This is a genomic window from Leptospira bourretii (genome assembly GCF_004770145.1).
Taxonomy (GTDB): Bacteria; Spirochaetota; Leptospiria; order Leptospirales; family Leptospiraceae; genus Leptospira_A; species Leptospira_A bourretii.
Map to the genome: position 1 here is coordinate 185,380 of NZ_RQFW01000018.1, position 11,277 is coordinate 196,656.

Below are 11,277 nucleotides of genomic sequence, written 5' to 3' on the forward strand. Positions count from 1 at the left end.
ACTTGCTTCCTTTGATTAAGCTGTCAGCATTCGTCCTATGTCAATCAAATCCTTTATCCCTGCAAAGTTCAATCTTCCTGCTCTATGGTTTACGGATCTGACTCTTCCGGTTCTGAACAAAATGCTCCACAATCTTGAATCCATCGAGATATCAGAAACCGACCAGAAGACATTAAAAACCTTTCAAAAAGAACGACTCCTTTATATCTCCAATCATCCCACAACGAAAGAACCAGGAATTGCTTATCATGCTGCAAACATTATGGGATCAAGATTTCATTATATGGCAGCAAGAGAGGTATTTGAATGGGGGTTTGGGTTTGTTGGCGACTTCATCCAATCGCTAGGGGCCTATTCCGTGTTAGCTGGTGCACCTGATCGTGAATCCTTAAAAGCATCAAGGGAAATTCTTGCCTCTCCTGGTGGTAAACTTGCCCTATTCCCAGAAGGAGAACCCACTAGTGGTATGAACGATACCCTACTTCCCTTCCAACCGGGAGTGGCCCAACTCGGATTTTGGGGACTAGAAGATGCACTGAAAAAAGATCCAAATGCTAAAATTTGGATTTTACCTACCTTCGTTAAGTACAGAATGACCGCCTCCATTAGTTCCATGCAAAAAGACATTGATTTGGCGATCACCAAAATGGAAGAAAAGTTTGGGATCACAAAAACAGGAAAAGATATCCTTCACAGATTTTTATCTGTAGGGAAACGAATGATTGAAAGAGAAGAAAAAGAATATGGAGTTCCTGTCGAAGAAAGTAGGGCCGATGATTTTGATTACCGACTGGGAAGGATGCGCCATGCCATGCTCGACAATATTGCAAGGAAGGCAAAAATTCCCAAATGGGACAATGATGCCAATGCCATCGAAAAACTGAGAAGAATTTTGAGTGTTTTAGAAATGGTTTCTGTTGGAATGGCCGATCCCAATGGAGAACTTCCTAGCCTAGAAATGGCAACATGGGCAAGAAATGCTGCTACCAAAGCCTATGACTTTATCACCATCCAAACTGCCTATATCAAAGAATTACCGAGTGCGGAGCGTCTTTATGAGTTTTTATACCGTTACGAAAACGAACTTTTTGGGGAATTTAAACCCCGCCCTCACAGAGCGGTTGTTAGATTCGGAACCCCATTTACGATCAATGAGTATTTAAGTTCTTATAAAGAAGACAAAAAGAAAACGCTAGATGTCATTACGGAACGTCTAAGAAAGGAGTTACAGACGATGCTTGTGGAAGAAAAATCCAAATCCAATCCACTCTTTCCAAGCCAATATATTTTTTGATGGAAGTCTTAAGCCTAGAACAAACAAACCAATTGGTGAACCAAGGAACACCCATTGAAATGACTGCATATGGTGCCTCCAAAACACTCGATGAAAACTTGGTTAAGGTTTTGGATGCGCTCACTGAAAAATACAAAATCCCCGATTTATCTGCTATTTTATTTACAATTGTAAAAGACTTAATCCTCAACGGTTTTAAAGCCAACTTTAAACGAATTTTTTTTCAAGAGAACCAATTAGACATTCATTCCCCCACCGACTACGAGTTAGGTGTTAGAATGTACAAAAGCCTTATTCTTTCTGGAAGGGGAAATACATTTGAACCTCTCGCACGAGAAAAAAACTTATATGTTCATCTAAAAATAGAACATACCGAATCCCAAATTAAGTTTGATGTCAGAAACAATACCACTCTCGTGCGGGGAGAGATGCAAAAAATTCGCAACTCACTCCTACATGCGCAAAACTATAACGATATCATGGAATACTATATCGAACGTGGGGACAATTCGGAAGGAGAAGGGATTGGGATTGCCCTTTGTGTCATCCTTCTCAAAGGGGAAGGTTTACCCACAGACCAATTTCGAATTTACCATGAGGATGGGGAAACCATCGCCCAACTGAACATCCCTCTAAAGAAAGACTAGCCCAAAGAAACACATCTCACAATTTGGATTTATGGGTTCTGTTACTGTCCTCTCGAATGATTCCATTCCTAAAGTTCTTTCTGATATCGTTGCCAATGAAACCAACCATGCACTTTGGCTAAACACTCTTTCTCTCTTAGAACATCTTGGTTCGAGAAAAATCCTCCTCACCCAATCCAGTGAAGAAACTTCAGAGATGATTTTAAAACATGCCACCGAAGAAGCAAGGCATGCCCTCTTCTTTAAAAAAGCAGCCCGCACCATAAGACCCAGTTTCCAATTGGGATACCAAAACTCCGCCCTTGTTAGGGGAACGGCGGCAAGAATTTATTTCGCAAAATTAGATACTTTGGTGCGCCGAAGTCTACGAAAGGTTTTCCCAGACCCAAAACAATTTACCTACCTTGCCTATTTGTACACCACCACGGTCATTGAAAAACGGGCGATGGTCGTCTATGCAGCGTACGACGAGATTTTGGACCGGACTCAGTCCCCCATCCGCCTAACCAACCTGATTTTGGAAGAAGAAGGCCACCTTTCTGATATGAGTGCTGAAATGTTCCGCCTCGATCCAAATGCCAAGGAACGATTGGCCGCACTCGAGGCCGAAGAATCGAAAATTTTTGCCCGATTTTGGCTCCAAATCCGCGAATTCTCATTGAATTAAAAAAGGCTTGCGGAAAAAATCCGAGGCTGGTTTTCTTCAACCATCTTCATGCGACATAATACTATTATTGGATCTTTGAGAAAATGGGATTAGAAGTCTTTTTATTGCCTTTTTTGGCCAGTGTTGCGGTGACCATTGGGTTACGTCGTTTGGACAAATCCAACACCAAACTCTCCCAACTCAAACGTTATGCGTCCAAATTGACCGATGAAATTGATGGTGTCGCCCTTCAAAAAATCCAATTGGTCAAAGATGCCGGTATTGATCTCGATATCCTTGTCAAACAATCCCGCAAAGTCGCAGAAGACATCCAATCTTTAAGTTCAGAATCCCGTGACCTATTCGAAAAGATCCGCGCCAGTAAAGATTACCTCTCTTCCCTGTCTGGTGAGATGGAACAAATCCAAGATTTGAGTTCCCAAGTCCGTCGTGAAAAACAAAACATGGAAGAAGGACTCTCTCAAATCAATTCCCACAAACGAGAGTTACGTGGAGTATCCGAAGATATGGAAGCACTTCATAATGAATCCATCTCCATGTTGGATACTTTCCAAAACAAATTGAATCACAGAAGTGATGAAATTTTACAATCTGTTGCACAAAAGATGGTGGAGTTAGAAAGCCTACTCGAAACCAAATCTGATTTTTTAGACAATTCGCTTTCTAAAATTGCAGAGACTGCCCGTGAAAAACTTTTATCCCATGCCGATGTGATGGTGGGGGAAACAGCGGGACGACTCGACCACGCGCGAAAAGAAATGGATTTGTTACTCGAGTCCATGAAATACGCACAAGGTGACTTAGATGTTCGCCTAACAAAATTCGAAGATACCTCTTCCTTACTCTCTGACAAAGTGGATAAGTTTGATGAAAGGTTAGAAGAAAAATACCAAAGAGCTTCTGGTAAGTTGGATGAGAAGGTAAACTTACTCGAGAAAAAAATCCAAGAACGTTTTGATTCTATTTTTGACCAAGTCACTCATACAAAAGATTCTTTTATGAAAGGTCTTTCTCAAGAGACAGATGCCATCAAACGAGAAATTGAAGACTTGTCTCTGGAAACACTTTCGAAACGTGATGACATCATCAATGAAACCAGAAGGCAAGCTGACGGGATCAACCAAACCATCATCCAGTTCCAAGAAAAATATTTGGAAGCAGAGAACAAACTCCTTCGCCAAGCGGACATTCGCAAACAAGAACTCATTCGGGAAATAGAAGCCTTCTCAGAAGAATTCCATCGAATCTCTGAAGAATTAAAAGAGGAAGCCACTTCCCTCAAAAAAAGTGCCCTCCAAGAACTCAAAGATTTTGATCGTGAGTTGGATTCAGTTCGTTCCAACCAAGAAACAGTCATTAAATCTTCTCTTTTTGAACTAAGAAAAGAACTCGAAGAAAGAATGAATTCTGATTTCAAACTCCAAAAGAGTGAAATGGAATCAGATCTTGAGATAGTCCAGTCACAAATCAAAAACTTAAACGAATCCATTACAGCACAAACAAAAGATGTGGATGAATATGTAGAAGAGCTAAAATCAGCCCTTCGTGAATCGGCCCATGAAATCCTAGAAACTGCGGAAGAAAAAGCCAAAGAATCCGAAGAAATTGTGACAGAAAAGATTCGTATCGCCAATGCCAACTTAGAACAATTTGTCAGCAAATGGGAAGACGAACTTGGGAAAATTCGGGAAGACCAAAATGATAGCATCGAAAGACTCCAAGACCGCCTAAAAGAAATTCATATAGAAGGTGCTGACCTACTCGGTGAATTCCAAAACCAATTCCAAAAAGCAAAATCCAATTTGGATATGGCAGCAGAGTCCAAAACCAAAGAAAGTATTTCTCGTTTGGAAGAAGAGTCAAAACTTGCTCGTAGCGAAGTCGAACGAATCCTTAAACATTTAGAAGAATCGGGTGAATCCTTTTTCAATTTACAAGAAGAGAAAATGGATAGACTCAATGAAACCATTGATTCCAAAATCTCTCACCAATTGACAAAACTCCTTGATAAAGGGAATGTCCAATTAGGACAACTCGAAGAAAAAATTTCTAACCATCTAAATACCGTCAAACGCAACTTAGATGAAAGTATCAAACGTTCCAAAGACGAATCCAAAAAACAAATTGAAACATACCAAAAAGATTACGAAAAATCTTTCAAAGAAATTGCAAAAGAAAGCCAAGACTTCTTAAAAGAAAGTTTAGACCGTTTCCAAGACTTAAAATACGAAATCAAAAATGGATTGGATGATCTAAACGATACCAAAGAAGAAACTCTTTCTAGTTTCCAATCCGAAATGGAAACATTAAAAGAAGATATCTTAACTCTTTCGAGTGAGTTAGAAACGGTCAAAGAACATTCCGATTTATTTGCTTCCGCCAAACAGATCGCAGATGAATCCAATCGTGCTGTAGAGGAAATCTCCGAAGCACTCCGGGCCCTTGAAAAAAATCGCCCAGACATCGACCTTTACCAATCGGCAATATCTGAATTTTCTGAACTTAGAAAAGAAATCGCAAACGAATTAGAAACCTTAAAAGAAGCTCAGTTCCAAACTGAAGACATCGACAAACAAGTGCAAATCCTTGCGTCCAATATGGTACATGTTTCGGAAACAATGGAAGGATTTGAACAAAGTTTGAACGAAGTAAGTTCTATTGAAACTCGGGTGGCCAAACTCACGGCAGAACAATCCAAAATTGAATCTTTCCTTTCTTCCTTACAAGAATCACAAGATTCTGTTTTCCACTTGGTAGAAAACTTGGAAGGCCAAAAACACAATGCACGGGAGCTCCAAGCCCGCCTCGACATCCTCGACCGAGAAATCGAAGTGGTAGAGGCTCGCGAAAAGGAACTTACCGAAACCATTCGCCAGGCAGAAAACCGCACTTCCTTCCTTGTGGAAAGGGAAGCTCAGATTGATTCGGTAGAACGTAAATTTGACAAAATCGAAGAGCTGCTAGGCGACCTATCGGATCGCCACCGCCAAATCCTCACCCTCCAAAAACGATTGGAAGACCTGAAAGAATCTTCAAGAGAAACCAAAGACGATTTGGAATCCCTTCTTGGGGAAGCAGACGAGACCTTCGAAAAACTCTCCGAATTCCTGGACATTGTCCAAGGGGCGATGCAAAATCCGGTCCCGACGGGGAAATCAGACCGAAAAGTTTCGGGAAATCCCCTTGTCGAGAGAAAAAGAGCCACCATCCAAAGCCTCCACGACAACTACCAGTGGTCTTCTGAGGCAATTAGCGAAAAATTAAATATTGAAAAATCCCTCGTAGATAGCATCCTCGGAGTTAGAAAGAAATAACCGAGGTATCCATGTCCGAAGAACAAACAGAAACAACGTCGAAGGAATCCCTAATTGTCACTTCTAAAGTGAAAGCTTATATCAAAAGTAAGGGATTTATGACTTCTGGAGACGCGATCGAAGGAATCAACGAAGAGATTTACCGTCTCATCGACAAAGCGCTGGAAAGAACCTCTGCAAACAAAAGAACAACGGTTCGGTCCACAGATTTCTAATCCGTGATTTACATTAAAAACAAATCTGAAATTGAAACGATGAGGAAAGCGGGAAAATTTGCCGCTGAACTCCTCGTGTATCTAGAACCCTTTGTCAAAGCAGGGGTTACCACCCTCGAGCTAAACGATTTGGCCGAAGCCTATACCAAAAAACATGGCCACCGCTCTGCACCTCTTGGATACAAAGGCTTTCCGAAATCCATTTGTTCTTCCATCAACCATGTTGTTTGCCACGGAATTCCCAAAAAAGAGGATGTCCTTGCCAATGGAGACATTGTCAATCTAGACGTATCACCCATTGTGGATGGATACATTGGAGACACTTCCAAAACCTTTATCGTAGGTGGGAAATCCACTCCTGAGGCGGAAAAACTAGTGGCAGATACGGAAAAAGCCATGTGGGTCGGGATTGAACAAGTGAAACCCGGAAACCGGATTGATGATATCGGCAATGCCATTGATGACTTTCTCACCCCACTTGGGTATGGGATTGTTCGGGATCTAATGGGTCATGGAGTTGGACGTAATTTCCATGAAGAACCGCAAGTACCTCATTTTCGCTCTCCCCGGAAACTTGCAAAAATCGAAGCCGGAATGATTTTCACAGTAGAACCGATGGTCAATTTAGGAACCTGGGAAGTGAATTTTGATAAGTCAGACAAATGGACCGTCCGCACAAAAGACGGAAAACTCTCTGCACAATTTGAGCATACCGTACTTGTCACAGACAAAGGTTATGAAATTCTAACAAAAGTTTGAAGAAATCGTTCTTGCTTTCGCATCCAATCTATCGTCTAATTTCAAAAGAGGATTTTTTTATGAAACTAACCATCACTCTATTTAGCCTTTTTGTCATCACATCTGCATCTTTTGCGATTTGCCCAGGAAAAGAAAAACGTTCCTGCCCTGGTCATGACAAACTCATCGAGTGCCCTCACGACGGAAAATAGGTCCAATGAACAAAGCCATTCTCTTCGTTGATGACGAACAAATCATTCTGATGAGTCTGAAGTCTCAGCTCAAAAAACATTTTGGGAACGAGTATCGTTATGAAACTGCCCAAAATACAGAAGAGGCTTGGTCGATCATAGAAGAATTGGCAGAAGAAGGAATCGACATCCTTATCATCATTTCTGATTGGTTAATGCCCAACCAAAGAGGAGATGAGTTTCTTAGGGATGTCCACAAAACTTATCCAGGGATAAAGAAAATAATTATTTCTGGTCATATTGATGAACTTTCACTCAATAAATTGCGAGGGGAAGTGGACTTACATAGTTTTTTAAACAAACCTTGGTCTGAATCTGATTTAATCAAAAAAGTAGAAGACGCCATTGCGAAGATTGCCTAGGTTTTCCTAGGAAACCTCCGCATGTCTCAATCAATCATTCAAAACACTATCGAAGACTTAGAAAGTTTACGTTCTAAGTCCCCTCTCGTTCATAATATTACAAACTACGTAGTTATGAATAACACTGCCAATGCACTGCTTGCCATTGGTGCTTCTCCCATTATGGCACATGCCATTGAAGAAGTGGAAGAGATGGTTACAATCTGTTCGGCAACTGTCATCAATATTGGAACTTTATCTGAACCTTGGATCCAAAGTATGGAAAAGGCAGCGGCAAAAGCTGTGTCTCTAAACAAACCTCTCATTTTAGATCCAGTGGGTGCAGGAGCGAGTAACTTGCGTAATATGGCAATTCGTCGCATCCTTGGAGCAGGCAGTCCCAGCATTGTTCGTGGGAATGCTTCCGAAATTCTCTCAACTCTCAATTCTTCTGGTAAAACAAAAGGTGTGGATGCAACAGATTCCTCTGAGTCAGCAGTGGATTCAGGGAAGTCTCTTTCTAAAGTCACTGGTGGTGTTGTGGTCATTTCAGGTGCCACTGATTATATCTTAAGTGGAACTGAAAAAGCCCAAGTGAGAAATGGGGATGTACTGATGACTAAGGTCACGGGCCTTGGTTGTACAGCTTCTGCCATTTGTGGGGCCTTTGCTGCCATCCAACCCAATCAGTTTCGTGCCGCAACTTCTGCTATGGCTGTGATGGGAATTGCTGGGGAAATGGCAAAATCCAAAACAAGTTCTCCAGGTAGTTTTCAAGTCGCTTTTTTAGATGCCCTTTATGAAATCGGAGCAGATACCATTAAACAAAAGTTAAATGGAGAATAAAATCAAAGGGGTTTATCTGGTCACAGATAGACCCTTATGTTTACACCATAACTTAGCAGAAGTTGTAAGACTTGCGGCACTTGGTGGAGTTTCTCTTGTCCAACTGAGGGAAAAGGAAGCCGATAGCAGAACATTTTTAGAGCTCGCCAAACATTTAAAAGAAATCCTAAAACCATTTTCAGTTCCCCTTCTCATCAATGATCGATTGGATATTTGTTTGGCCGCAGGAGCCGACGGTGTCCATCTGGGACAATCCGATTTACCTTGGTGGGAAGCACGTAGAATTTTAGGAGAAAAGGTCATCATTGGACTTTCTTTAGAAACGAAAGAAGATTATTTTTCTCTCATCCATAATGACCCAAAACCTCCACTCCATTATCTTGCGATTTCCCCTGTATTTGATACAGATACGAAAACGAATACCAAACCAGCATGGGGTTTAACTGGCGTTCGCTGGTTAAAAAATGAGACTCATCTTCCGATTGTTGCCATTGGGGGAATCAAAGAATCCAATGCGGCCGATGTAATCCAAGCAGGTGCCGATTCCCTTGCGGTTGTGAGTGCGATTTGTTCGGCAAAGGACCCGAAATCGGCCACAGAATCCCTATCGAAAAAATTCCATTCATTAAAAGAATAAAATAAGTTCCAATTCTAAGAAACTGAAACTCATATCTTCAATCTTTCAATCAGATTGAATCAATTTCGTTGTGATTAAATTTATCAGTTTGATTCTTTTTCATTCAAATGTTGTAGATTTCGGTTCCAAATTTCAAAACCAATCCTTTCGATCGGCGAATTTTTAAAATAACCATCGAACTCTTCTTTGGTGAGTCTTTTTTTATTGATAAAATCAGGATCGGTCCAGAAAGCTCTGGGTAAAAAATCCGGCTCTATCGTCTCAACTTCGTTTCGTTTGGCGACATTGGCATTCCAAGGACAAACTTCTTGGCAAAGATCACAACCATACACCCAACCTTTCCGGTCCCAACTTAAAAAAGATTCTGTGGCTTCCGTTTCTTTCCTATCTTCAATGGTTAAGTAAGAAATACATTTTTTGGCATCGATTTTATATGCATCCAAAGCACCTGTCGGGCAAACATCCAAACATTTGCGACAACTCCCGCAGTGGTCAGTGATGATTTCTTCAGGATCTGGGCCACCTAATTCCAAATCGGTGAGAATGGTAGAAAGAAAAAAATAAGATCCCAGTTTGGGGTGAATGAGGTTGGTATTTTTTCCCTGCCAGGCAATTCCAGATTCTCTCGTAAGAATTTTTTCTGCCACGGGCAAACTATCCACAGATTGGCGAAATTTATGATTGGGGAACTGCTCTTTTAGAATTTTTAAAATCCGATTTCCTTTTTTTTTAAGAATGTTATGGTAATCAGAACCTAACGCATAACGGGAAACTTTGGATTCCATTTGAGAAAGAATTTTTTCGGAAGCATCCGAACGGTATACAAATCCAAGACAAATCGCAGAACGAGGCGTAAGACCTAAATTTTCAAAACGATTCCGAATTCCCAGAGCATGGTCTTTGGCAAACCAATCCATATTCCCAAATCTTCCTTCCGAAATCCACTGGTCCAAATGTTCCAAATCAGATTCAGGAATTTTTGCCTCGGTAAATCCTACCAAAGAAAAACCTTCTTTTTCACAAATGGTTTTAATTTGAGAACGGATCTGGTAAATTGGATTTGTCATGAGTGATGGAGAGAACGAAGTATATCTTACTGAAATGCAAGGCCAGTTGCCAAGCCATTTGTATGTCCATGTTCCAAAACTAGTTTCCTTATTCCCTCAAATAGAAGCATTGGTGGCAGTTCCCAAGGGACTTCCCGATCTATTGCGAAAGGGAATTTATTTTGCCCTACTCCAATCTGTGGTAAGACTCCTCGAAAGGAACACAGATCCTCTTTTGCCAGAAATCCTTCCCGAATACCGCGAGCTCATTCGGTCTGTTTCAGAAACTTATTCTGTTCTGAGTCCAGAGCTTGAATCCAATTGGCTCTCAGAATGTATCCAATACGGGGATAAATCCGCCTACCATTGGGAATGGAAACATTTTGATTCACATGAGTTGTTCTAAATTACATACGTTCTTTTTCTAATGATTTTAAAAAATCAGGAGGAATTGGTTTTTTGGATTTAGCTCTGTAATCAAAATAGACCTGAACTGTTTTTGCAGAAACATAAAGTTCACCGGTTTTTTTATCTCGAATGGAATAAGAAAATTCCCAAGAAGTATTTCCAATAGAGGAAACCCAAGTTTCAACAAAAATCGAAGCTCCAGGCAAAACAGAAGCCTTTAAATCCATTTCCACACGTGCCAAAACAAAAGGGATGTCTTCCAATTCCGAAACGGAAAGATAACGATTACAAAAGTCTAATCTTGCTAATTCTAAATAAGTCGAATAACTAGAGTTATTGACTCTTCTCATGGGATCCATGTCATTAAATCGAATTTGGATATCAGTTTGAATCATTGTCGTTTATGCAAATGAATCAATAGGATTATATATGTCATCTCTATGTTTCTAAATTGTATTGAATCTTAACAGAACGCAGTGACCTTCGTTCATCAGGACTTCTGCCAAAACTAGGCTCCAAATACATTTTTTTAATTTTATCTTTGGAAATTCCCATGGATAAAAAATATCTTTCCACCGTCATGATTCGTTCTTTCACCAAACGTCGATTGGTTACCAAATGCCCGGATGCATCGGCAGAACCAATTAAGGTGATATATCCTATTTGGGATAAAATGGAAGGATTTAAAAACTCCCGCAAACGATCCATTGCATGTTTTTCCAATTGAGAAAGTCCTGCGCTAAATAGAACAGATATTTCCTTCCGCTGGGATTCCATAACATTTGCAATTTTTTCTGTAGTGAGGGTTTTTTCTTTGCGTAAAGGAAGTACAGAGCTGTTAATTTTTGGACTTTTTTCCCAAAACCATACAAG

14 protein-coding genes are annotated in these 11,277 nt (G+C 40.6%); 11 read left to right on the forward strand and 3 right to left on the reverse strand.

What is annotated here, in order from left to right; all coding sequences use genetic code 11:
* Nucleotides 1-37 precede the first annotated feature (37 nt).
* The 10 genes from EHQ47_RS12880 to thiE all read left to right on the forward strand — a co-directional run bounded on the left by EHQ47_RS12880 (nt 38) and on the right by thiE (nt 8,950).
* The gene (locus tag EHQ47_RS12880; protein WP_135777305.1) at nt 38-1,294 is read left to right on the forward strand and encodes a lysophospholipid acyltransferase family protein; all 1,257 of its coding nucleotides are present in this window, start codon (nt 38-40) and stop codon (nt 1,292-1,294) included.
* Nucleotides 1,294-1,941 carry a hypothetical protein gene (locus EHQ47_RS12885; RefSeq protein WP_135777306.1) on the forward strand — a complete coding sequence of 216 codons (648 nt, stop codon included), beginning with the start codon at nt 1,294-1,296 and terminating at the stop codon, nt 1,939-1,941. The genes EHQ47_RS12880 and EHQ47_RS12885 overlap by 1 nt, the downstream gene beginning before the upstream one ends.
* Before the next feature lie 31 nt (nt 1,942-1,972).
* A complete protein-coding gene (locus tag EHQ47_RS12890) occupies nt 1,973-2,608 on the forward strand; it encodes a rubrerythrin (RefSeq protein ID WP_135747852.1) in 636 nt (211 codons plus the stop codon).
* A gap of 83 nt (nt 2,609-2,691) precedes the next feature.
* Complete coding sequence (locus EHQ47_RS12895) at nt 2,692-5,922, forward strand: SpiroCoCo family coiled-coil protein (RefSeq protein ID WP_135777307.1); 3,231 nt, start codon at nt 2,692-2,694, stop codon at nt 5,920-5,922.
* Between the two features lie 11 nt (nt 5,923-5,933).
* Nucleotides 5,934-6,137 carry a hypothetical protein gene (locus tag EHQ47_RS12900; RefSeq protein WP_004787626.1) on the forward strand — a complete coding sequence of 68 codons (204 nt, stop codon included), beginning with the start codon at nt 5,934-5,936 and terminating at the stop codon, nt 6,135-6,137.
* A gap of 3 nt (nt 6,138-6,140) precedes the next feature.
* A complete protein-coding gene (gene map / locus EHQ47_RS12905; RefSeq protein ID WP_135777308.1) occupies nt 6,141-6,896 on the forward strand; it encodes a type I methionyl aminopeptidase in 756 nt (251 codons plus the stop codon).
* Nucleotides 6,897-6,955: 59 nt separating this feature from the next.
* Nucleotides 6,956-7,087, forward strand: a complete 132-nt coding sequence (locus tag EHQ47_RS19930) for a hypothetical protein (RefSeq protein WP_265352285.1) — start codon at nt 6,956-6,958, stop codon at nt 7,085-7,087.
* Nucleotides 7,088-7,092: 5 nt separating this feature from the next.
* A complete protein-coding gene (locus EHQ47_RS12910; protein WP_002974709.1) occupies nt 7,093-7,488 on the forward strand; it encodes a response regulator in 396 nt (131 codons plus the stop codon).
* A gap of 21 nt (nt 7,489-7,509) precedes the next feature.
* Nucleotides 7,510-8,313 (forward strand): hydroxyethylthiazole kinase, encoded by an 804-nt coding sequence (gene thiM / locus EHQ47_RS12915; protein WP_135747849.1) that lies wholly within the window; start codon nt 7,510-7,512, stop codon nt 8,311-8,313.
* Nucleotides 8,303-8,950, forward strand: coding sequence for a thiamine phosphate synthase (gene thiE, locus EHQ47_RS12920; RefSeq protein WP_135747848.1), 648 nt, complete (start codon nt 8,303-8,305; stop codon nt 8,948-8,950). Before thiM ends, thiE begins: the two co-directional genes overlap by 11 nt.
* Nucleotides 8,951-9,033: 83 nt before the next feature.
* Here the strand turns inward: thiE and queG are convergent, their stop codons facing one another.
* Nucleotides 9,034-10,017 (reverse strand): tRNA epoxyqueuosine(34) reductase QueG, encoded by a 984-nt coding sequence (queG, locus tag EHQ47_RS12925; RefSeq protein WP_135777309.1) that lies wholly within the window; start codon nt 10,015-10,017, stop codon nt 9,034-9,036.
* On the opposite strand from queG, the gene EHQ47_RS12930 reads away from it, so the two are divergent.
* On the forward strand, nt 10,016-10,402 hold the full coding sequence (locus tag EHQ47_RS12930; protein ID WP_135694023.1) for an LIC_11502 family protein: 387 nt from the start codon (nt 10,016-10,018) through the stop codon (nt 10,400-10,402). The genes queG and EHQ47_RS12930 overlap by 2 nt on opposite strands.
* A 1-nt stretch (nt 10,403) precedes the next feature.
* On the opposite strand, the gene EHQ47_RS12935 is transcribed toward EHQ47_RS12930, so the two are convergent.
* Together EHQ47_RS12935 and EHQ47_RS12940 are read right to left on the reverse strand one after the other, a co-directional pair.
* The gene (locus EHQ47_RS12935; RefSeq protein WP_135747845.1) at nt 10,404-10,799 is read right to left on the reverse strand and encodes an acyl-CoA thioesterase; all 396 of its coding nucleotides are present in this window, start codon (nt 10,797-10,799) and stop codon (nt 10,404-10,406) included.
* Between the two features lie 43 nt (nt 10,800-10,842).
* Nucleotides 10,843-11,181, reverse strand: a complete 339-nt coding sequence (locus EHQ47_RS12940; RefSeq protein WP_244290340.1) for a cell envelope biogenesis protein OmpA — start codon at nt 11,179-11,181, stop codon at nt 10,843-10,845.
* Nucleotides 11,182-11,277 lie beyond the last annotated feature (96 nt).

What these genes read in the sequence shown, in the direction of transcription:
- EHQ47_RS12880 (WP_135777305.1), top strand. Translation starts at nt 38, where the DNA reads ATGTCAATCAAATCCTTTATCCCTGCAAAGTTCAATCTTCCTGCTCTA.
- EHQ47_RS12885 (WP_135777306.1), top strand. Translation starts at nt 1,294, where the DNA reads ATGGAAGTCTTAAGCCTAGAACAAACAAACCAATTGGTGAACCAAGGA.
- EHQ47_RS12890 (WP_135747852.1), top strand. Translation starts at nt 1,973, where the DNA reads ATGGGTTCTGTTACTGTCCTCTCGAATGATTCCATTCCTAAAGTTCTT.
- EHQ47_RS12895 (WP_135777307.1), top strand. Translation starts at nt 2,692, where the DNA reads ATGGGATTAGAAGTCTTTTTATTGCCTTTTTTGGCCAGTGTTGCGGTG.
- EHQ47_RS12900 (WP_004787626.1), top strand. Translation starts at nt 5,934, where the DNA reads ATGTCCGAAGAACAAACAGAAACAACGTCGAAGGAATCCCTAATTGTC.
- EHQ47_RS19930 (WP_265352285.1), top strand. Translation starts at nt 6,956, where the DNA reads ATGAAACTAACCATCACTCTATTTAGCCTTTTTGTCATCACATCTGCA.
- EHQ47_RS12910 (WP_002974709.1), top strand. Translation starts at nt 7,093, where the DNA reads ATGAACAAAGCCATTCTCTTCGTTGATGACGAACAAATCATTCTGATG.
- thiM (WP_135747849.1), top strand. Translation starts at nt 7,510, where the DNA reads ATGTCTCAATCAATCATTCAAAACACTATCGAAGACTTAGAAAGTTTA.
- thiE (WP_135747848.1), top strand. Translation starts at nt 8,303, where the DNA reads ATGGAGAATAAAATCAAAGGGGTTTATCTGGTCACAGATAGACCCTTA.
- EHQ47_RS12930 (WP_135694023.1), top strand. Translation starts at nt 10,016, where the DNA reads ATGAGTGATGGAGAGAACGAAGTATATCTTACTGAAATGCAAGGCCAG.
- queG (WP_135777309.1), bottom strand. Translation starts at nt 10,017, where the DNA reads ATGACAAATCCAATTTACCAGATCCGTTCTCAAATTAAAACCATTTGT.
- EHQ47_RS12935 (WP_135747845.1), bottom strand. Translation starts at nt 10,799, where the DNA reads ATGATTCAAACTGATATCCAAATTCGATTTAATGACATGGATCCCATG.
- EHQ47_RS12940 (WP_244290340.1), bottom strand. Translation starts at nt 11,181, where the DNA reads ATGGAATCCCAGCGGAAGGAAATATCTGTTCTATTTAGCGCAGGACTT.